General features: G+C 63.2%; 23 protein-coding genes. 4 read left to right on the forward strand and 19 right to left on the reverse strand.

Annotation, left to right across the window (positions count from 1 at the left end; translation table 11 throughout):
* Positions 1-221 precede the first annotated feature (221 nt).
* A complete protein-coding gene (locus tag GTP77_RS13340; RefSeq protein ID WP_161072651.1) occupies positions 222-1115 on the forward strand; it encodes an MBL fold metallo-hydrolase in 894 nt (297 codons plus the stop codon).
* Between the two features lie 10 nt (positions 1116-1125).
* Here the strand turns inward: GTP77_RS13340 and GTP77_RS13345 are convergent, their stop codons facing one another.
* From GTP77_RS13345 to rpsF, 9 genes are all read right to left on the reverse strand, one after another.
* A complete protein-coding gene (locus GTP77_RS13345; protein WP_161072652.1) occupies positions 1126-1593 on the reverse strand; it encodes a GNAT family N-acetyltransferase in 468 nt (155 codons plus the stop codon).
* Positions 1593-2633 carry a bile acid:sodium symporter family protein gene (locus tag GTP77_RS13350; RefSeq protein ID WP_161072653.1) on the reverse strand — a complete coding sequence of 347 codons (1041 nt, stop codon included), beginning with the start codon at positions 2631-2633 and terminating at the stop codon, positions 1593-1595. The genes GTP77_RS13345 and GTP77_RS13350 overlap by 1 nt, the downstream gene beginning before the upstream one ends.
* A 59-nt stretch (positions 2634-2692) precedes the next feature.
* Positions 2693-3706 (reverse strand): inorganic phosphate transporter, encoded by a 1014-nt coding sequence (locus tag GTP77_RS13355; protein ID WP_161072654.1) that lies wholly within the window; start codon positions 3704-3706, stop codon positions 2693-2695.
* 36 nt (positions 3707-3742) lie between these two features.
* The gene (locus GTP77_RS13360; RefSeq protein WP_056394474.1) at positions 3743-4369 is read right to left on the reverse strand and encodes a DUF47 domain-containing protein; all 627 of its coding nucleotides are present in this window, start codon (positions 4367-4369) and stop codon (positions 3743-3745) included.
* Between the two features lie 99 nt (positions 4370-4468).
* Positions 4469-5854 carry a replicative DNA helicase gene (locus tag GTP77_RS13365; RefSeq protein WP_161072655.1) on the reverse strand — a complete coding sequence of 462 codons (1386 nt, stop codon included), beginning with the start codon at positions 5852-5854 and terminating at the stop codon, positions 4469-4471.
* 110 nt (positions 5855-5964) lie between these two features.
* Positions 5965-6417, reverse strand: a complete 453-nt coding sequence (gene rplI, locus GTP77_RS13370) for a 50S ribosomal protein L9 (protein WP_161072656.1) — start codon at positions 6415-6417, stop codon at positions 5965-5967.
* Between the two features lie 33 nt (positions 6418-6450).
* Positions 6451-6741 carry a 30S ribosomal protein S18 gene (gene rpsR / locus GTP77_RS13375; RefSeq protein WP_008450941.1) on the reverse strand — a complete coding sequence of 97 codons (291 nt, stop codon included), beginning with the start codon at positions 6739-6741 and terminating at the stop codon, positions 6451-6453.
* Position 6742: 1 nt separating this feature from the next.
* Positions 6743-7045 (reverse strand): primosomal replication protein N, encoded by a 303-nt coding sequence (priB, locus tag GTP77_RS13380; protein WP_161072743.1) that lies wholly within the window; start codon positions 7043-7045, stop codon positions 6743-6745.
* A 31-nt stretch (positions 7046-7076) separates the two neighbouring features.
* On the reverse strand, positions 7077-7454 hold the full coding sequence (gene rpsF / locus GTP77_RS13385) for a 30S ribosomal protein S6 (protein WP_056394461.1): 378 nt from the start codon (positions 7452-7454) through the stop codon (positions 7077-7079).
* Between the two features lie 163 nt (positions 7455-7617).
* Between rpsF and GTP77_RS30205 the strand changes: the two genes are divergently transcribed.
* The 3 genes from GTP77_RS30205 to GTP77_RS13400 all read left to right on the forward strand — a co-directional run bounded on the left by GTP77_RS30205 (position 7618) and on the right by GTP77_RS13400 (position 10079).
* Complete coding sequence (locus GTP77_RS30205) at positions 7618-8682, forward strand: RpnC/YadD family protein (protein WP_187358712.1); 1065 nt, start codon at positions 7618-7620, stop codon at positions 8680-8682.
* A gap of 98 nt (positions 8683-8780) precedes the next feature.
* Positions 8781-9437 (forward strand): transcriptional repressor LexA, encoded by a 657-nt coding sequence (gene lexA / locus GTP77_RS13395; protein WP_161072657.1) that lies wholly within the window; start codon positions 8781-8783, stop codon positions 9435-9437.
* A gap of 15 nt (positions 9438-9452) precedes the next feature.
* Entirely contained in the window at positions 9453-10079 is a 627-nt protein-coding gene (locus GTP77_RS13400; protein WP_161072658.1) for a glutathione S-transferase family protein, read from the forward strand.
* Positions 10080-10173: 94 nt separating this feature from the next.
* Here GTP77_RS13400 and GTP77_RS13405 read toward each other — a convergent pair whose 3' ends face one another.
* The 10 genes from GTP77_RS13405 to GTP77_RS13450 all read right to left on the reverse strand — a co-directional run bounded on the left by GTP77_RS13405 (position 10174) and on the right by GTP77_RS13450 (position 20625).
* The gene (locus tag GTP77_RS13405; protein ID WP_161072659.1) at positions 10174-11418 is read right to left on the reverse strand and encodes a cystathionine gamma-synthase family protein; all 1245 of its coding nucleotides are present in this window, start codon (positions 11416-11418) and stop codon (positions 10174-10176) included.
* 51 nt (positions 11419-11469) lie between these two features.
* Positions 11470-12996 carry an amidophosphoribosyltransferase gene (gene purF, locus GTP77_RS13410; RefSeq protein ID WP_161072660.1) on the reverse strand — a complete coding sequence of 509 codons (1527 nt, stop codon included), beginning with the start codon at positions 12994-12996 and terminating at the stop codon, positions 11470-11472.
* 39 nt (positions 12997-13035) lie between these two features.
* A complete protein-coding gene (locus tag GTP77_RS13415) occupies positions 13036-13524 on the reverse strand; it encodes a CvpA family protein (protein ID WP_161072661.1) in 489 nt (162 codons plus the stop codon).
* A 27-nt stretch (positions 13525-13551) separates the two neighbouring features.
* Positions 13552-14667 (reverse strand): SPOR domain-containing protein, encoded by a 1116-nt coding sequence (locus GTP77_RS13420; protein WP_161072662.1) that lies wholly within the window; start codon positions 14665-14667, stop codon positions 13552-13554.
* A gap of 22 nt (positions 14668-14689) precedes the next feature.
* The gene (folC, locus tag GTP77_RS13425; RefSeq protein ID WP_161072663.1) at positions 14690-15979 is read right to left on the reverse strand and encodes a bifunctional tetrahydrofolate synthase/dihydrofolate synthase; all 1290 of its coding nucleotides are present in this window, start codon (positions 15977-15979) and stop codon (positions 14690-14692) included.
* 61 nt (positions 15980-16040) lie between these two features.
* Entirely contained in the window at positions 16041-16913 is an 873-nt protein-coding gene (gene accD / locus GTP77_RS13430; protein ID WP_161072664.1) for an acetyl-CoA carboxylase, carboxyltransferase subunit beta, read from the reverse strand.
* A 101-nt stretch (positions 16914-17014) separates the two neighbouring features.
* On the reverse strand, positions 17015-17812 hold the full coding sequence (gene trpA / locus GTP77_RS13435) for a tryptophan synthase subunit alpha (protein ID WP_161072665.1): 798 nt from the start codon (positions 17810-17812) through the stop codon (positions 17015-17017).
* A gap of 46 nt (positions 17813-17858) precedes the next feature.
* Positions 17859-19094 carry a tryptophan synthase subunit beta gene (gene trpB, locus GTP77_RS13440; protein ID WP_187358713.1) on the reverse strand — a complete coding sequence of 412 codons (1236 nt, stop codon included), beginning with the start codon at positions 19092-19094 and terminating at the stop codon, positions 17859-17861.
* The gene (locus GTP77_RS13445; protein ID WP_161072667.1) at positions 19075-19770 is read right to left on the reverse strand and encodes a phosphoribosylanthranilate isomerase; all 696 of its coding nucleotides are present in this window, start codon (positions 19768-19770) and stop codon (positions 19075-19077) included. The genes trpB and GTP77_RS13445 overlap by 20 nt, the downstream gene beginning before the upstream one ends.
* A gap of 12 nt (positions 19771-19782) precedes the next feature.
* A complete protein-coding gene (locus GTP77_RS13450) occupies positions 19783-20625 on the reverse strand; it encodes a tRNA pseudouridine synthase A (protein WP_161072668.1) in 843 nt (280 codons plus the stop codon).
* Positions 20626-20635: the final 10 nt, after the last annotated feature.

A 20635-nucleotide genomic window follows, 5' to 3' on the forward strand; every position in this document is an offset into this window, starting at 1 on the left:
AGTGCAAGCGGCTGTACATTGGAAATGCGCCGAAATCCCCGCCGAACAGGCGTGCGCCGCGCACATCGCTCAATTTCGCAACTTTTGGCCCAGAATCGATAAAAAAAAGGCTATCATCGGAGGGGATCGTCACTTGCCTGTTCAATCATGGTTCATATTGAATAGTCAACAGAAGGGCGGCAGTGTGGAACGCCAGTGGGCGGAGTTAAAAGGCAGAGAGCATGAAATTCAAATTTTGGGGGGTGCGCGGCTCGATTCCCTCCCCCGGTCCGCGCACTGCGCGCTATGGCGGCAACACCACCTGCATCGAGGTGCGCAGCGACGACGACACCTTGATCATTATCGACGGCGGCACCGGCCTGTTTGCGCTGGCGCAGTCGCTGATCGCCCAGAAGAAAACCCCGGTGCAGGCGAATATCTTCATCACCCATAGCCACTGGGACCATATCCACGGCCTGCCCTTCTTCACCCCGCTGTTCATCAAGGGCAGCCGCGTGCGCCTGCACGGCACCACCGATCCGGACACCGGCAACGGCATTGAGCATGTGATGGGCGTGCAGCTGCAGAACAGCTATTTCCCGGTCAGCGAAACGCAGATGGACGCCACCATCGAATACCGCACGCTGGCGGTGGACGAGGCGATTGAAGTGGGCGACGCGGTGGTGTCGAACGTGGTCATGAACCATCCGGTGATCGACTTGGGCTACCGCATCGACTGCAACGGCAAATCGGTGTTCTTCACCGGCGACCACGAACCGCATTACAACATCTACCCGGAAGACCACCCCGAGTACGCGGCCTACCAGCAGCATATCCAGGAACGCGCCCGCGCGCAGGAGGACAAAGTGCGCGGCGTGACGGCGCTCATCGTCGACTGTTCCTATACCCGCGAAGAATACCCGGCCAAGCAGGGCTGGGGACACGGCACCTTCGATTCGGCCTTCGACATGGCCATCAAGGCCGGCGCCAAACGGCTGTACTGCACCCACCACGAACCGACCCGGAGCGACGACGAGCTGGAAGCGGTGTTCGCCGAAGTGATGGCGCGCCGCGCCCCGCTGCCGGAAGGCCTGGAGGTGGTGCTGGCCTACGAAGGGCTGGAAGTCGAACTTTAAGCCTCGATGTCTAAACCGGCTCCAGGCGCTTTTCAAAACACAGCGATTCCGGTTTGGCTGCGTAGCGGCCAAAATTGGGAATCAGCGCGTATCCGCGCGCCGCATAGAACGCCACGGCGCGGGCATTCACGCGCCGCGCGGACAGGCGCAGCGCGCCGTAGCCCAGCGCAGCCGCCTCGCTTTCAAGGAAGGCCAGCACAGCGCTGCCGCAGCCGGCATGCCCCGGCCGCGCGTACATGCGCTTGATCTCCGCAACACCCTCTTCCAGCGGCCGCAAGGCGCCGCAGCCGGCGGCCGCGCCGTCCCTGCCGCGCGCCACGGCGAAGCGGGCCAGCGGGCCGCGCACATCATCGGGATCGAAGGAGGACTGGCCGCTGTCGCCGGTGAGCGCCGCCAGCACGGCCGACAGCTCGGCCATCAGCTGCGCCGCGTCGGGCGAACCGGGATCGGCCGCTTCCACGCGCCAGGCTGCGCGCATCACTGCAACCCGCCCTGCGCCCTGCCCTGCGGCCCCGCCTGCGCTCCGGCCTGACGGGCTCCCTCAGCTCTGGCGGCAAAGCGCTGCGCCAGCACCGCGCACACCATCAGCTGGATCTGGTGGAACAGCATCAGCGGCAGGATGACCATGCCCAGCGAGGACGTGGCGAACAGCACCTTGGCCATGGGCACGCCGCTGGCCAGACTCTTCTTGGAGCCGCAGAAGACCACGGTGACCTCGTCCTCCTTGCTGAAACCAAGCCTGCGGCTGATCCAGCCGGTCAGCATCAGCACCACGGCCAGCAGCAGGCAGCACAGCAGCGCGAGCGCCAGCAGCGACGGCACGCCCACCTTGTGCCACAGCCCTTCGCTCACCGCCTGGCTGAAGGCGGTGTACACCACCAGCAGGATGGAGCCCTGGTCAACAAAGCGCAGCAGCGGTTTGTGACGGTCCACCCATGCGCCTATCCAGCGCCGCATCAGCTGCCCCGCCACGAAAGGCAGCAGCAGCTGCAGCACGATGGACATGACCGCGTCCAGCGGCGGCTTGGCCGAAGGGCCGTGCACCACCAGCGCGCTGACCAGCAGCGGCGTGGCGAAGATGCCCAGGAAATTGGAGGCGGAAGCGCTGCATACGGCGGCAGCCACATTGCCGCGCGCGACGGCGGTAAAGGCGATGGACGATTGGACGGTGGATGGCAACATGCACAGGAACAGCACGCCGAGGTAGAGCTCCGGCGTCAGCACCGTCAGCGCCAGGGGCTTGAGCAGCAGGCCCAGCAGCGGGAACAGCACGAAGGTGCAGCACAGCACCAGCAAGTGCAGGCGCCAGTGCGTGAGTCCGGCCACGATGGCTTCGCGCGGCAGCTTGGCGCCATGCAGGAAAAACAGCGCGCCGATGGCGAACGCCGTGACGGCGCTGAACGCTTCGGCCACGCGGCCGGTGCAGGGAAGGAGACTGGCGACGGCCACGGTGAACAGCAGGGCCAGCGTGAAATTGTCGGGCCGCAGGCGGCGCAGGAAAGCGAGGATGGAAGACATGCCCATATTGTAACAAAGGGAGCCGAAGCTCCCTTTGCACTGCATTTTTATTGCATGAATTACATGATGTGCTTGCCGACCCACCAGGCGATCGCCGCCACGAAGGCCGAGGCCGGGATGGTGAAGATCCAGGCCCACACGATGTTGCCCGCCACGCCCCAGCGCACGGCCGACATCTTCTGGGCCGAGCCCACGCCGACGATGGCGCCGGTGATGGTGTGGGTGGTGGACACCGGCACGCCCAGGGCGGTGGCGGTGAACAGGGTGATGGCGCCGCCGGTTTCGGCGCAGAAGCCGCCCACCGGTTTGAGCTTGGTGATCTTCTGGCCCATGGTCTTGACGATGCGCCAGCCGCCGAACAGCGTGCCGAAACTGATCGCCGTGTAGCAGGAGACGATCACCCACAGCGGCGGCGAGGTGTCGCCGGCGGCGGAGTAGCCGGCCGCGATCAGCAGCATCCAGATGATGCCGATGGTTTTTTGCGCGTCGTTGCCGCCGTGGCCCAGCGAGTAGGCGGCGGCCGAGGCCAGCTGCAGGCGGCGGAACCAGGTGTCGACCTTGCGCGGCGTGGTGCGCACGAAGATCCAGGACACCAGCAGCATCATCAGCGAACCGAACAGGAAGCCCAGCAGCGGCGACAGCACAATGAACACCACGGTCTTGATCAGGCCGGCGGAAATCAGCGCGCCGGTGCCCGACTTGGCCACCGCCGCGCCCACCAGGCCGCCGATCAGCGCGTGCGAGGACGAGGACGGAATGCCGTAGTACCAGGTGACCAGGTTCCAGACGATGGCGCCCATCAGCGCGCCGAAGATGACGTACTGGTCCACCACGCCGGGGTCGATGGTGCCCTTGCCCACCGTGGCGGCCACGGTCAGCTGGTGGAACACGAAGATGGCGACGAAGTTGAAGCAGGCGGCCATGGCGACGGCGGTCTGCGGCTTGAGCACGCCGGTCGAGACCACGGTGGCGATCGCGTTGGCGGCGTCGTGGAAGCCGTTCATGAAGTCAAACACCAGCGCCAGGAAGACCAGCACTCCCAGCACATAGATGCTCATTTGTACGCTATTCATGGATTATTCTTTTTTCGTAGTGGCGAAGGGTGGCAATTACGCGTTTTCGACGATGATGCCTTCGATGATGTTGGCCACGTCTTCGCAACGGTCGGTCACCGTTTCCAGGATTTCGTAGATGGCCTTCATCTTGATCAGGTTGCGCACGTCCGGTTCGTCGCGGAACAGCTTGGACATGGCGGCGCGCATCACGTGGTCGGCGTCCGATTCCAGGCGGTCGATCTCTTCGCAGATGGCGACGATCTGGCGCGAATTGTCCATATTGTGCAGCAGGGCCACGGCGTCCTTGACCTTCTCGGTGCAGGCCAGCACCAGTTCGGCCAGGCGCTTGGCTTCCGGCGTGACCGAGTGCAGGTCGTACAGCGACACGGTCTGGCCGGCGTCTTCCATCAGGTCCAGGATGTCGTCCATCTTGGTGATCAGCTTGTGGATGTCGTCGCGGTCGATCGGGGTGATGAAGGTCTTGTGCAGCAGGTCGACCGTGGCGTAGGTGATCTTGTCGGCCTGTTTCTCGATGCCTTCGATGGCGTGCACGCGGTTTTCCAGGTCGTCGAAGTTGGTCATCAGGGCCAGCATTTCTTTGGCGCCTTTGACGCACAGCTCGGCGTGCTGGTTGAACAGGTCAAAAAACTTGCCCTCGGTGGGCATCAAGCGTCCAAACATATTATTCTCCAATCATGAATCATCGTTACTGCAGGCAGCCGCCACGCGGCGGCCTCAGAAAATTGCGGGTACTGCGGGGGTAGTGCGAAATTCGAAAACTTAGTCGCCCTGGTAGGTCGTCAGCGAGCCGCTGTAGTTGCCGAACTTGGTGTACATGCCCATCCAGGTCAAACGTATTGCGCCGATCGGGCCGTTACGCTGTTTGCCGATAATGATCTCGGCCGTGCCTTTTTCGGGTGAGTCGGGGTTGTACACCTCGTCCCGGTACAGGAAGATGATGACGTCGGCATCCTGCTCGATAGCGCCCGATTCGCGCAAGTCGGACATCACGGGACGCTTGTTGGGCCGCTGTTCCAGCGAACGGTTCAGCTGCGACAGCGCGATGACGGGACAGTGCAGCTCTTTCGCCAGGCCCTTGAGCGAGCGCGAGATCTCGGAAATCTCGGAGGCGCGGTTGTCGCCCGGCTTGCTGCCCTGCATCAGCTGCAGGTAGTCGACGATGATCAGGCCCAGCTTGCCGCACTGGCGCGACAGGCGGCGCGCGCGGGCGCGCATCTCGATCGGATTCAGCGCCGGCGTTTCGTCGATGAACACCTGGGCGTCGTTCATTTTCTGGATGGCGTTGGTCAGGCGCGGCCAGTCTTCATCATTCAGCTTACCGGTCCGCAGGCGGTGCTGGTCCAGCATGCCCACCGAACCCAGCATACGCATGGCCAGCTGGGTGCCGCCCATCTCCATGGAGAAGATGGCCACCGGCAGGCCGGCGTCGACCGCCACGTTCTCGCCGATGTTGACCGAGAACGCGGTCTTGCCCATGGACGGACGGCCGGCCACGATGACCAGGTCGCCCGGCTGCAGGCCGGAGGTCATGCGGTCCAGGTCGATGAAGCCGGTCGGCACGCCGGTGATTTCGCTGGAATTGTCGCGGCTGTACAGCTCGTCGATGCGCTCGACCACCTGGGTCAGCAGCGGCTGCACCGGCAGCCAGCCCTGGGCGCCGCGGGCGCCCTGCTCGGCGATGGCGAAAATCTTGGACTCGGCCTCGTCCAGCATCTGCTTGACCTCTTTGCCCTGCGGGCTGAAGGCCTGGCCGGAAATCTCGTCGGCCACGGTGATGAGCTGGCGCAGGATGCCGCGGTCGCGCACGATCTCGGCGTAGCGCCGGATATTGGCGGCCGAGGGCGTGTTCTGCGCCATCGCGTTCAGATAGGCCATGCCGCCCACCTCGTCCGCCTTGCCCAGCATGGACAGCGCTTCGAACACGGTCAGCACGTCGGCCGGCTTGGAGCCGTTGATCAGGCGGACGATCTGTTCGAAGATGATGCGGTGATCATAGCGGTAGAAATCGTCGGGATTCATGAAATCCGCGATACGGTCGAACGCGGCATTGTCGCGCAGCAGGCCGCCGATGACGGACTGTTCTGCTTCGATGGAATGCGGCGGAATGCGTAGCGAATCTACCTGTGGATCGGAGGGGGTGTTCATGGCGCGAATTATACCTGCTTCGGTGCAAGGGCAAAAAATAAAAAAGCCGGGCAAGCCCGGCTTTTTTACATGTACAACAGTCTCGCCGTAGATTTCTCTACAACAAAAACTTAGGCAGCTTCGCCAACCACAGCAACGGTCACGTCAACCACGACGTCGGTGTGCAGCGATACCGACACGGCGTGTTCGCCGGTGACTTTCAGCGGGCCGTTAGGCATGCGCACGGCAGCCTTTTCAACAGCGAAACCAGCTTTGGTCAGGGCTTCAGCGATGTCGAAGTTGGTCACGGAACCGAACAGACGGCCGTCAACACCAGCTTTTTGCGAAACGGTCACGGTCATGCCGTTCAGTTTCTCGCCTTGGGCTTGGGCAGCGGCCAGCTTGATGGCGGCAGCTTTTTCCAGTTCAGCGCGCTTTGCTTCGAATTCAGCAACAGCGGCGGTGGTGGCGCGGCGGGCCAGCTTTTGCGGGATCAGGAAGTTACGTGCGTAGCCGTCCTTGACCTTAACCACGTCGCCCAGGTTGCCGACGTTAACAACTTTTTCCAACAGAATGATTTGCATAGTTCTCTCCAGTTTCTAATCTGACGGCGCTAATTAAGCGTGGTGCAGATCGGTGTACGGCAGCAGGGCCAGATAACGAGCGCGCTTGATTGCGGTGTCAACTTGGCGCTGGTAGTGCGCCTTGGTGCCGGTCAGGCGTGCTGGCATGATCTTGCCGTTTTCCTGGACGAAATCTTTCAGCGTGTCTACGTCTTTGTAGTCCACTTGCTCTACGTTTGCGGCGGTGAAGCGGCAGAACTTCTTACGTTTGAACAGAGGATTCTGTTGCTTGCGCTTTTCTTTCAGCTTGAGCTTGTTTTTGTCGAACTTTTTACCGAATGCCATTTTAGGCTCCTGTATCTAATAAACTAAAATCAATGATGTGAAACACCAGGCTTCTGCTATTGCGGTTTTTCTTGGCCAGGAATCCTGTGAACTGATAAATGCCGCCCAGGGGCGCGTCGTTGAACCGTTTTGCCAGATCGCCTGCCGCCAGGGCGGGGATCTCGAATTCGGTCAAGCGGGCGATGCCTGCCTCCATCTGCTGCGAGCTGTGCTGCAAGACTGCAGTCACGATCGGCATGCCGGCGGGGGTGTACCTGATGGTGTCCCGTTCGGTGATGAGGGCGTTTACCTGTAGCTGGTTCAGTTCAGTTCCTGGTCAATGAAAAACTTGACCCTTAGGCCGCTGCAGCTGCTTGGGCTTCGGCGCGATGGCTCTTGGCCGCGTCTTCACGTTGTACCGATTTCATCATCGGCGAAGGAGCGGTTTCCGCTTTCTTCATTTTCACGGTCAGGTGACGCAGAACAGCATCATTGAATTTGAATGCGGTTTCCAGCTCGACCAGGGTCTCGTTGTCGCACTCGATGTTCATGCAGATGTAGTGTGCTTTAGCCAGTTTCTGGATCGAGTAAGCCATTTGACGGCGGCCCCAATCTTCCACGCGATGTACATTACCGCCGCGCGAGGTCACGCTGGCTTTGTAACGTTCGATCATCGCGGGCACTTGCTCGCTTTGGTCCGGATGGACGATAAATACGATTTCATAGTGACGCATGAAAACTCCCTTAAGGACTGTGAATATAGCCCACCCCGGCGTCAAGACGGGTGTGGGAAGAGGTAAGCCCGCGACTATAGCGCCTTTCCGCTGAAAAATCAAGCAGCCGCCCAGCTTGCGCTTGCGCAAGGCCGGCAGCCCCGGCGACAGGCATGCTGACCCCATGAGCCCAGCCACCGACGACTACGACACGCCCTGGAAAAACGCCGTGATGGCGTATTTCCGCGAATTCATGGCGTTCTTCTTCCCGCGCGTCCATGACGCCATCGACTGGCGCCGGGATTACAGCTTCCTTGACCAGGAGCTGGCCCAGGTGGTGCGCGACGCCAGGCTCGGCAAGCGCAGGATAGACAAACTGGTGCGCGTCACCGGCAAGGACGGCGATGCCAGGCTGCTCTACCTGCACCTGGAGATCCAGCGCGCCAGGGAAAAAGACTTCGCCGAACGCATCTTTACCTACTACTACCGCCTCTACGACCGTTTCCGCTGCCCGATCGCGACGCTGGTGGTACTGGCCGACCCGTCCCCCTCTTGGCGGCCGGACTGCTTCCAATGCGAACTGTTCGGCTGCGAAGCCGCCATATATTTCCCCACAGTCAAATTGCTGGACTTCTGGCCGCATCTGGACCGGCTACTGGCCAGCAACAACGCTTTCGCCCTGCTGACCGCCGCCCACCTGATGACGCTGCGCACCCGCCACGAGCCCAGGAAACGCTTCGAATCCAAGGCAATGCTGACCTCATTAATGTATGCGCGGCATTGGGACCCGCAACGCATACTCGATCTTTTCAATGTACTAGACTGGATGATGAAGATCCCCGGCGACTTGCAAGACCAGCTGGCCGTACGGATTGACGAACTCAACAGGAGCAAGGAAATGCCGTTCGAGAACCTTATGATACGCATGGCCAAAGACCGGGCCCGCAAAGAAGGCTTGGAGGAAGGCAGAGAAGTGGGTTTGCAGGAAGGCCGGGAGGTGGGTTTGCAGGAGGGTCGGGAGGTGGGTTTGCAGGAGGGTCGGGAGGTGGGTTTGCAGGAGGGTCGGGAGGAAGGCCGCGAGGAAGGCCGGCGCGCCGTGGTGCGCAAGCTGCTGCAGCTGCGTTTCGGGCCACTTTCCGCCAGTGCCGAACTGCGCATCTCCCACGCCAAACCGGAAGAATTGAATACTTGGGAAGACAAAATACTGCAGGCAGGCTCGCTGGAGGAGGTCATCGGGCCGATTGCATGAAAATATTTCGCACATATCAACAAAATCCCTTGCATTAGCTCGCGCACTGTACAAAAATACAGTCTGTCTATATCCACAGCTCTCAGAGCTAACGCACCATGATCAAGCTCACCGCACGCCAGGAACAAATTCTCAATCTGATCAAGGATGCCATCGACAATACCGGCTTCCCTCCCACCCGCGCCGAAATCGCCAACGAGCTGGGCTTCAAATCGGCCAACGCCGCCGAGGAACACCTGCAGGCCCTGGCGCGCAAGGGCGCCATCGAGATCGCCGCCGGCACCTCGCGCGGCATTCGCCTGCTGGGCGCGCACGCCGAATCGGCCGCCACCAAACTGGCGCACGCCGCCGCTGCCGCCGCATCCAATATGATGTCGCTGCCGCTGATCGGCCGCGTGGCCGCCGGCTCGCCCATCCTGGCCCAGGAAAACCTGGAAACCAGCTACAGCGTAGACCCTTCCCTGTTCTCAGCCAAGCCCGACTACCTGCTGAAAGTGCGCGGCGAGTCGATGCGCGACATCGGCATCATGGACGGCGACCTGCTGGCCGTCAAAAAGGTGGACAGCGCCAAGAACGGCCAGATCGTGGTGGCCCGCATCGGCAACGAAGTCACGGTCAAGCGCTACAAGAAGACCGGTTCGACCGTCGAACTGTTCCCTGAAAACCCGGATTTCAAAGTGATCACCGTTGATCCGGAAGCGGAGGAGTTCGCACTGGAAGGCCTGGCGGTCGGCCTGCTCCGCAGCTGGCATTAACCGGCGGACGGCAGCATGGCGAGCTTCAAGCTTTACGGCAATTGCGAGTCCGGCCACAGCTACAAGGTCAAGCTGGCCATGGAAGTGGCCGGCGTGCCGCATGAGTACGAGGAAATCGATCTGCGCCTGGAGCGCGCCGCGCGCCCCGAGCCTTTCCGCAGCCTGGCCAAATATGGCGAGGTGCCGCTGCTGGTGCATGGGGACCGCGCCTATGTGCAGTCCAACGCCATCCTGCTGCACCTGGCGGAACATCTGAAAGCCTACGGCGGTGAAACGCAGCAGCGCCTGGAGCGCGTGCGCGAGTGGCTGTTCTGGGAAGCGAACCGCATCGGTTTCTCCATGGCGCACCTGCGCTACGGCCAGAAGTTCGATCCCGATGCTTACGCAGGCACCGTGCTGCCCTGGTTCCGCAACCGTTTCAACGCGGACATCGAGCGCCTGGACAATGAACTGGCCGACGGCCGCGCCTTCCTGCTCGATGACAGCGTCAGCATGGCGGACTTTTCCATCTGCGGTTATTTGTACTGGCCCGAACAGGCCAATGTGAACTACCCGCCGCGCGTACAGGCCTGGCTGGACCGCATCGCGGCCCTGCCCGGCTGGCGCCATCCTTATCAGATGGAAGGCGCGCAGCCCTGGTAAGCATGGCGGGTTACGGCGTTCCGCCTAACCCGTCCTACCAGTCCAGCCCCGCAACGTAGGGCGGGCTAGGTGCGCAGCACCGTAACCCGCCGCCTTAGCAGGCCTCCAGCGCGCAGCTGAAATCTTCCAGCAAATCGGCCGTATCCTCGATGCCGACGGACACGCGTATCAGCGACTCCGCGATGCCCATCGACGCGCGGCGTTCCGCACCCATCTCGTAGAAAATGGTGTGCGCCACCGGAATGATCAGCGTGCGCGTATCGCCCAGGTTGGAGGCCGGAATCGCCAGCCTCAGTCGGTTCAGGAAATCGAAGCAGTCGATGCCGTCCTTCAGCTCAAAGCTCAGCAGCGAACCGTGCGCGCGGAACAGTGCCGAGGCAATGGCGTACTGCGGGTGCGACTGAAGACCCGGGTAGTACACCGCCGCCACGCGCTCGTCCGCTTCCAGCAACTCGGCCAGCGCCTTGGCGTTGGCGCAGGTGCGCTCCATGCGCAGCGCCAGCGTCTCCGCGCCCACGGCGATGTGGTGCGCCGCTTCCGGTCCCAGCGAGGCGCCGAAGTCGCGCAAGCCCTTGGCGCGGATCTGCGTGATGCCCCACTGCGCCGGCGCCGCCTTCTTGTAGTTCTCGAAAATATTCGGGAACTGCGTCCAGTCGTAGGCGCCGGTGTCGGTCAGGCTGCCGCCCAGCGCGTTGCCGTGGCCGCCGATCGACTTGGTCAGCGCATTGATCACCAGGCCCGCGCCCACCGTCTTCGGCTGGAACAGGTAGGGCGTGGTCATGGTGTTGTCCACGATGTAGAGGATGCCGCGCTCCTTGCACAGCTCGCCGATGCGCTTCAGGTCCGCCACCTGCGTGCGCGGATTGGCGATGGTCTCGACGAAGACGATGCGGGTGTTCGGCTGAATGGCCGCAGCCACATAGTCCACGTCGGTCGCATCCACGAAATCAACCGCCACGCCCTGGCCCGCCACCGTCTGCCACAGCGAGTTGGTGTTACCGAACAGGAAGGACGACGAGACCACATGGTCGCCTGCGCGCAGCAGCGCCTGGAACACGGCGCCGATGGCGCCCATGCCGGTGGCGAAGCACAAGGTGGCCACGCCCTGCTCCATCTTGTTCACTTTGTCTTCCAGCGCGGACACGGTGGGATTGCCCTGGCGGCCGTAGCGGAAGCCCGGCTCCTTGCCCTGGAATACCGAGGCCAGCTGGCGCGCGTCGCCGTAGCCGAAGGCCACCGAGGTGTGCACCGGCTTGTGCAGCGAACCGTGCTCGATGCCCTTCTGGCGGTCGTTGTGCAGGATGGTGGTGGTGAAACCGTAATTTTTCTTTTCTGTCATGATCTCAAGTCAAAAAAAAAGCCCGGCGCGCTTGACGGCCGGGCTGGGACATCACCCTTCGGTGGTGGCCGCGTTCAAATTCAGCTGCGTCCGGCCCGCATCCTCCGCGGCCGCCGGTTTTTTCGGATTGTGGCGGTTGTATTCCAGCTTGTCCAGGTAGTCGGGCGACACGTCGCCGGTCACGTAGATGCCGTCGAAGCACGACGCCTCGAACTTGGTCAGCTTGGGATTGACGTCGGTGATGGACTGCTTCAGCGCGTCGATGTCCTGGTACACCAGGTAGTCGGCCGTGATTTCCTTGCACACTTCTTCCGTCGTGCGGCCATAGGCGATCAGCTCGTCGCGCGTCGGCATGTCGATGCCGTACACGTTAGGGTAGATCACCGGCGGCGCGGCGGAAGCGAAGATCACCTTCTTGGCGCCGGAGTCGCGCGCCATCTGCACGATCTCGCGCGAGGTGGTGCCGCGCACGATGGAGTCGTCCACCAGCAGCACGTTCTTGCCCTTGAATTCGTGCGGAATCGCGTTCAGCTTCTGGCGCACGGACTTCTTGCGCGCGGCCTGGCCCGGCATGATGAAGGTGCGGCCGATGTAGCGGTTCTTGATAAAGCCTTCGCGGTATTCCACGCCCAGGCGCAGCGCCAGCTGGATGGCGGCCGGACGCGAGGAGTCGGGAATCGGCATGACCACGTCGATTTCGCCGTCCGGGATTTCGCGCTTGATCTTGTCGGCCAGGTACTCGCCCATTTTCAAACGGGTGGCGTACACCGAGGCGCCGTCGATGACGGAATCCGGACGGGCCAGGTAGACGAATTCGAACACGCAGGGATTGAGCTGCGGGTTGTCGGCGCACTGGCGCGCGTGCAGCTTCTTGTCGGCGTCGATGAAGATGGCTTCGCCCGGTTCCACGTCGCGCACGAAGCGGAAGCCCATGCCTTCCAGCGCCACCGATTCGGAGGCGATCAGGTACTCGGTGCCTTCCGGCGTTTCGTTGATGCCCAGGCACAGCGGACGGATGCCGTTCGGGTCGCGGAAGGCCAGCAGGCCCACGCCGGCGATTTGCGCCACGGCGGCGTAGCCGCCCTTGACGCGGCGGTGCAGCACGGTGACGGCCTTGAAAATTGCGTCCGGGTCCAGGTTCAGGCCGGTGGTGGCGGTCTGGATTTCATGCGCCAGCACGTTCAGCAGCACTTCCGAGTCGGAGTCCGTGTTGATGTGGCGGCGGTCGTTCTTGAACATTTCCTCTTTCAACTGTTCCCAGTTGGTGAGGTTGCCGTTGTGCGCCAGCGTGATGCCGAACGGCGCGTTGACGTAGAACGGCTGCGCTTCCTCTTCGCTGGACGAGCCGGCGGTAGGATAGCGGCAGTGGCCGATGCCGGTGGTGCCTTGCAGCGAACGCATATTGCGCGTGCGGAAGACGTCGCGCACCAGGCCGTTGGCCTTGTGCATGGAAAACATGCTGCTGTGATTGGTCGCGATGCCCGCTGCGTCCTGGCCGCGATGCTGCAGCAGCAGCAAGGCGTCATACAGCATTTGATTGACGGGTTGATGGGATACGACGCCGACGATGCCACACATGGTAGTGCTCCTGGACTGGTACTACGGATTTAAAGAATTCTAAAATTGCACATGCTGCGCAAAGGCAGCGGGCAGGAATGGTTTCACGGTGCGCGCACCGGTCTCCGCGAGCGGACTCAATAGCGCGTTCTTCCAGAAATCCTGCTGCGGTATCGTGGTCATCCCGCACAATATGACTGCGGCCAGCACGATTACAAGGCCCCGCCCCAGGCCGAACAGGCCGCCCAGGCCCCGGTCCGCCAGGCTCAGGCCGCCCGCCTTGATCAGCGCATCGACCGCCATGCCCAGCAGTCCCATCAAGATGCGCACGCCGATGAACAGTACGATAAAGGCCAGGATCAGGCGCACCACCTCGCCCGGCACCATCGCCGGCAGCATCTGCGCCAGCTGCGCGCCGTAGGCGTTGGCCACCACGAAAGCCACGATCCAGCTGGCCAATGACATCATTTCCTTGACCAGGCCGCGCATGGTGCTGATGACAACGGAGGCGATCAGCACGAATATCACCAGGTAATCGAATAGCGTCACGTCAGCGCAGCCCTGCGGTCATGTCGGTCAGGAAGTGGCCAGGCTGCTGCTCAGGCCGATCTTGCTCAGCTTGGCGCGCACTTTTTCGGCTTCTTCCTTGTTCGGGAACGGCCCCACGCGGATGCGGGTCAGGGCGCCGCTGGCCGTGGTCACCTTCTGCGTAAAGGATTTGATGCCCGCTTCCTTGAGCTTGCTCTGCAACTCGTCCACTTTTTCCTGCGTGGCCACGGCGGCCACCTGCACCAGGTACTTGGTGTCCGAGGGCTTGTCTTCCAGGATGGCCATGGCGCGCGCGGCGTCCTCGGACTTCGGCTTGGCTTCGGTCTCCGGCTTGGCGTGCTTGCTCTCGGCCAGCTTGGCCTCGGCGGCGCGCTTGGCGTCCAGCTTGGCCTTGGCTTCCGCCCTGGCGTCCGCTTCCGCCTTGGCGTCGGCCTCCGCCTTGGCGTGCCGGATTTCCTCGGCCTTGGCCTTGGCTTTGGCTTCCGCCTTGGCCTTCGCGTCGGCCTCCAGCTTGGCCTCGGCGGCGCGGCTGCTTTCCTTCAGGCTTTCCTTGACGCTGTCCTTGGCCGGCTTGGCCGCGTCGGCATGCGGTTTCGCTTCGGCGGCTTGCGGCGCAGCGGCCAGGACGGGGGCGATGGCGGGAGCAAGCACCGGCGCAGCAATCGGCGCGGCGGGCGTCGCCACGGCAGCCGGCTTGGCGGCGGGCGCGTGGGCGGCCGGTGCATCCTTGACAATTTCCTCGCTCTTGTCGAGCGCATCGGCCGCGTCCACGCGCGACGCGGGAACGGCGGCGGCTGGCGCGGCGTCGGCCGGCTTGTCCTTGGATGGAATCTGGATGGCGATATCGGACGCCAGCGGCTTGGGCTCGGAGTCCAGCAGCATGGGCAGGCCCACCGCGACGGCCAGCGCCAGCGCGATCGCGCCTACCAGGCGGCGGCGCGCGCGTTTCTTTTCAGGCAAGACCGGATCCGGAGCGGCGTCGCGCGCGCGGGTGCGGCGTGCGCCGCCGTCGCGGTCGGCTGCGCTGGCACGCTTGGATTTGGCCAGTTCCAGCGCGGAGCTGTCGGCTGCGCTGGTGTAATAGCCGCTATCCTGGCTAGCGGCTTCCTGCTTGTTTTTGCTGAGTTTCGAGAACAAGCCCATGCGTGGTTTTCAGTCGGTGATGTCAGTGAAGTGCGGATTTTCGCGCTGCCATGACGCCGGCAACGGTCAGGAACGATCCGAAGACCACAATTCTATCATTCTCGCTGGCACGGCTCATCGCATTTGCAAAAGCTTGTGCCGGATCGTCGAATATATTCACGGTGCGCTCGGGCCGGTCTTCCTGGATCAGCTGCACCTTGGCGGCCAGTTCCGAGCCCGAAGCCGAACGCGGCGACGGCAGCGTGGCCAGGCACCAGTGGTCCACATGCTCGGACATGGCCTTGATCACGCCGTCGATATCCTTGTCGTGCATCGAACCGAACACGGCGAAGGTGTACGGGTGGTAGCCCATATTGCCCAGGTTCTGGTTCAGCGCGGAAGCGGCGTGCGGATTGTGCGCCACGTCCAGGATGACGGTCGGGCGGCCCGGCAGCACCTGGAAGCGGCCCGGCAGCTCCACCGTCACCAGGCCGGTGCGCACTTCCTGCGCGCCCACCGGCAGCTCGAGCTTGAGCGCCTCCAGCGCGGCCAGGACGGCCGACGCGTTTAGCAGCTGGTTGGCGCCGCGCAGGCTGGGGTAAGCCAGCGAGTTGCGGCGCTGGCTGCGGCCGCCGTAGTTCCACTGCTGCTTGTCGCCCGAGTAATTGAAGTCGCGGCCCATCAGCCACAGGTCCGCGCCTATGCCCTCGGCGTAATCGATCAGCGACTTCGGCGGCACCGGGTCGCTGCAGATCGCTGGCTTGCCGGAGCGGAAAATGCCGGCCTTCTCATAGCCGATCTGCTCGCGGTTATCGCCCAGGTAGTCGGTATGGTCGATATCCACGCTGGTGACGATGGACACGTCCGCATCGATCACGTTCACCGCGTCAAGGCGGCCGCCCAGGCCCACTTCCAGTATCGCCACGTCCAGCCCCGAGTTGGCCATCAGATGCATGATGGCCAGCGTGGTGAACTCGAAATACGTCAGCATGGTGTCGCCGCGCGCGGCCTCCACCACATTGAAGCTGGCCACCAGGGCCTCGTCGCTGGCCAGATCGCCGTTGACCCGGGCACGCTCGTTGAAATCCAGGAAGTGCGGCTTGATGTACAAGCCCACCTTGTAGCCCGCGCGCAGCAGGATGGACTCCAGCATGGCGCAGGTCGAGCCCTTGCCGTTGGTGCCGGCCACCATGATGACCGGACAGCTGAAGGCCAGCGCCATGCGCTCCTTGACCGCGCGCACGCGGTCCAGGCCCATATTGATTTCAGTGACAGCGTGGCGCGATTCGATCAGCGCCAGCCAGGCGGGCAAAGTAGTCGGGAGAGTAGACATCGGGGAGGTATTCCAGGCGGGAGGTGGGGCCGGGTCCGCTGGACCCTGCCCCGGGTGTTTCTTAGGCCAGCACTTCGACGGCCTGGCTTTGCAACAGCGCCAGCAGGCGGGCGATTTCTTCGCGCATCTTGCGGCGGTCGACGATCATGTCGACGGCGCCTTTTTGCACCAGGAACTCGGCGCGCTGGAAGCCTTCCGGCAGCTTTTCGCGCACCGTGTTCTCGATCACGCGCGGGCCGGCGAAGCCGATCAGCGCCTTCGGTTCAGCGATCACCACGTCGCCCATGAAGGCGAAGGAGGCGGACACGCCGCCCATGGTCGGATCGGTCAGCACCGAGATGAACGGCAGCTTCTTCTCGGACAGCTTGGTCAGCATGGAAGTGGTCTTGGCCATCTGCATCAGCGACAGCAGGCCTTCCTGCATGCGCGCGCCGCCGGTGGCGGTGATGCAAATGAACGGCACTTTCTGCTCCAGCGCCACCTGGGCGCCGCGCGCAAAGCGCTCGCCCACCACGGAGCCCATGGAGCCGCCCATGAATTCGAACTCGAAACACGCCACCACAACCGGCAGGCTCATGATGGCACCGCCCATGACGATCAGCGCATCGGTCTCGCCGGTGGCTTCCATGGCCTGCTTCAGGCGGTCCGGGTATTTCTTGCTGTCTTTGAACTTCAGCGTGTCGACCGGCAGGGCTTCCTGGCCGATTTCATAACGGCCGCCGGCGTCCAGCAGGCCGTCCAGGCGCTCGCGCGCGCGGATGCGCATGTGGTGGTCGCACTTGGGGCAAACGTGCAGGTTCGATTCCAGATCGGTACGGTACAGCACTGCCTCGCACGATGGGCATTTGACCCACAGGCCTTCAGGCATGGTCTTGCGTGCGGCAGCTTCGGAACGCTGGATGCGCGGTGGCAGCAATTTTTCCAACCAGCTCATAAATTTCTCCTAATGCACAATTCAGTGGCGGCAGTGTAGCTGTTTTAGCCGCCACTGTCGAACTTTACACCAGGACAACTTTCCGCACGATCGTGAGATTTTCAGGCGTCCAGCGCGCTGCGGATGCCCGAAACAAAGGCCTGCACGGCGGCCGGCGCAGCGCCTTTTGGCGCGTTCTCGATCTCCTGGATAATGCGGCTGCCGATCACCACCGCGTCCGCCACTTCGGCCACGGCCCGGGCGGTGGCGCCGTCGCGGATGCCGAAGCCCACGCCGATCGGCAGCTGCACGTGCTTGCGGATAGCCTTCAGGCGTTCGGCCACTTCCACGGTGTCGATATTGCCGGCGCCGGTCACGCCTTTCAGCGACACGTAGTAGCTGAAGCCGCCGCCCACCTTGGCCACCTGGGCAATGCGCTCCTCGGTCGAGGTGGGCGCCAGCAGGAAGATCAGGTCGAGGCCCGCCGCGCGCATCTGCGCGGCGAATTCCTCGCACTCCTCGGGCGGGTAGTCCACCACGATGGCGCCGTCCGCGCCCGCCTCCAGCGAGTTGGCGATAAAGGCTTGCTGGCCGATGCGCTCGATGGGATTGGCGTAGCCCATCAGCACCACCGGCGTGGTCTGGTTGGTCTTGCGGAACTCGCGCACATACTCGAAGCAGTCGCGGATGCCGACGCCGAACACCAGCGCGCGCTCGCAGGCGCGCTGGATGACAGGGCCTTCGGCCATGGGGTCGGAAAACGGCACGCCGAGTTCCAGGATGTCGGCGCCGCCCGCCACCATGGCGTGCATCAGCGGAACGGTTTCATCGGGGCCGGGGTCGCCTGCGGTGATAAAGGTGACCAGGGCGGTTTTTTTCTGTTCTTTCAGGGCGGCGAAAGTTGGTGCAATACGGGACATATTCATTTCCTTATCAGTAGTGGGCGTGGATGGGACGAAACCGGGATTACCCGAATTTCAAGCCCATGCGCTCCGCTACTGTATGCATGTCCTTGTCACCACGGCCCGACAGGTTGGCCAGCACGATCTTGTCCTTCGGCAGCGTGGCCGCCAGCTTGGCCGCGTAGGCCAGCGCGTGCGACGATTCCAGCGCGGGAATGATGCCCTCGATGTGGCAGCAATCGTGGAAGGCCTGCAGCGCTTCCTCGTCCGTGATGGACACGTACTGCGCGCGTCCGCTGTCCTTCAGGTAGGCATGTTCCGGCCCCACGCCCGGATAGTCCAGGCCGGCCGAGACCGAGTGCGTTTCGATGATCTGGCCGTTGTCATCCTGCAGCAGATAAGTGCGGTTGCCGTGCAATACCCCCGGATAGCCCTTGGTCAGCGAGGCCGCGTGCTTGCCGCTGTCCAGGCCCTCGCCCGCCGCCTCCACGCCCACCAGCTGCACCTGCTTCTGGTCGATATACGGATAGAAAATGCCCATGGCGTTGGAGCCGCCGCCTATGCAGGCCACCACGTAGTCCGGCTGGCGGCCGGTCATTTCCGGCATCTGCACCAGGCACTCCTCGCCGATCACCGACTGGAAATCGCGCACCAGCATCGGATACGGGTGCGGGCCGGCTACGGTGCCGATGATGTAGAAGGTGTTTTCAATATTGGTGACCCAGTCGCGCATGGCTTCGTTGAGCGCGTCCTTCAGGGTCTTGGAGCCTGACTCCACCGGCACCACGGTGGCGCCCAGCAGCTTCATGCGGTACACATTCTGCGCCTGGCGCTTGACGTCCTCGCTGCCCATGTAGACCACGCACTCCAGCCCGAAACGGGCGCAGATGGTGGCCGTGGCCACGCCGTGCTGGCCGGCGCCGGTCTCGGCGATGATGCGCTTCTTGCCCATGCGGCGCGCCAGCAAAGCCTGGCCGATCACGTTGTTGATCTTGTGCGCGCCGGTGTGGTTCAGGTCTTCGCGCTTGAAGTAGATCTGCGCGCCGCCGGCCTGCCCGGACCAGCGCTTGGCGTGGTAGATGGGCGACGGACGGCCGACGAAGTGCTTCAGCTCGTAGCGGAACTCGTCCAGGAAGATGGGGTCTTTGCTGTAGTGCTCGTAGGCGGCGTTCAGCTCGGCCAGCGCAAAGGTCAGGGTTTCGGCGGCGAAGGCGCCGCCGTAGGGGCCGAAATGGCCCTTGGCGTCCGGCAGATGGTAGTCGGAGGCGTGGAACAGCGCGTTAGCTACTTGGTCTTTCATGGTGCGGATCTCTCTCAATGGTGGCATCGGCCGCACGGACCGCGCGCACGAAGGCGGCGATCTTGTGGGCGTCTTTTATGCCCTTGGACGCTTCGACACCACTGCTGATGTCAACCGCGTAGGGGCGTAGCTGAGCCACCGCGCCAGTCGCGTTGAGTACGCTCAAGCCACCACTCAAAACGGCCCGATGCGCGAGATCTTTTGGAACGAGTGACCAATCGAAAACCTTTCCTGCGCCGCCGTAGGCATCCACCCAGGTATCGAGCAAGAGGCCCGAAAACAGCCTGCTGGATGCACGGCATTGTGTTTCGTATTCTAGCAAATCGTCCGGCGACGTGTCGGGTTTGACGCGAAATACCCGCAAATAGGGGCGGTTTGCCAGTTCGGCGGCGGCCGCGCACTGTTCGGCGGTCTCGTCGCCGTGGAATTGCAGCAGGCCCACCGGGGCGATGCGCACGGTCTCGGCCACCTGCTCCGGCGTGGCGTTGACGAACAGGCCGGTGGCGGTGACGAAGGGCGGCAGGCCCGCCATCAGCTCGGCGGCGCGCTGCGGCGTGACGTAGCGCGGGCTTTTGTCGTAGAACACGAAACCGGCGGCGTCCGCGCCGGCGGCCACCACGGCGGCCAGGTCTTCTTCGCGGGTCAGGCCGCAGATCTTGATGCGGGTGCGGTGCATGCGCTTATCCTTTTAAAACCATGGCAGCGGGCGCGCGCTCTCTTGCGGCAGGCCCCACTTGTCGTCGTATTCGATGTCGGCCAGGTAGAGGCCGTCCGGCATGAAGGTGGGCGCGGCCTTGGAACGGTCCTTCATGGCCAGCAGCCGGCCCAGCCATTCCGGCTCCTCGCGCCCGGCGCCGATGTAGACCAGCGAGCCCACCAGGTTGCGCACCATGTGGTGCAGGAAGGCGCTGGCGCGCAAGGTAAACACGATCAGGTCGCCATGGCGTTCGATGCGGATCTCGTGCATCTGCTTGACCGGGGTCTTGGCCTGGCAGTGCGCGGCGCGGAAGGTGGTGAAGTCGTGCTCGCCGATCAGCGCGGGCACGGCGGCGCGCATGCGTTCCACGTCCAGCGGGCGGTGCGTGAAGCCGGCGCGGCCGGCCAGCAGCGGCGAGCGCACCTGGTGGTTGTGCAAGAGGTAATGGTAAGTGCGGGAACGGGCGCTGAAGCGGGCGTGGAAGTCCTGAGCGGTGTGCAGCGGCGGATTGCCTTCTGCCGCTGCGGGGTCGTAGGGCACCACCTCGTGCAGCTCCTTGGCCCAGCGCACGCCGATGGACTCCGGCAGGAAGGCGTTGATACCACGCACCCAGGCGTGCATTTCGCGGTTCAGTTCGGTGTCGAAATGGACCACCTGGCCCAGCGCGTGCACGCCGGCGTCGGTGCGGCCGGCGCAGGTGGTGGCCAGCGGCACGGTGGCGAAACGCTGCATCGCCTTCTCCAGCTGGTCCTGCACGGTGTTGCCGCAGGGTTGGGTCTGGTAGCCTTGCCAGGCTGTGCCGTCGTACTGGACTCCTAATGCGATGCGTTTCAATTGCTGCTCT

Origin of the sequence: Pseudoduganella aquatica, from assembly GCF_009857595.1 — a bacterium.
Taxonomy (GTDB): domain Bacteria; phylum Pseudomonadota; class Gammaproteobacteria; order Burkholderiales; family Burkholderiaceae_D; genus Rugamonas; species Rugamonas aquatica_A.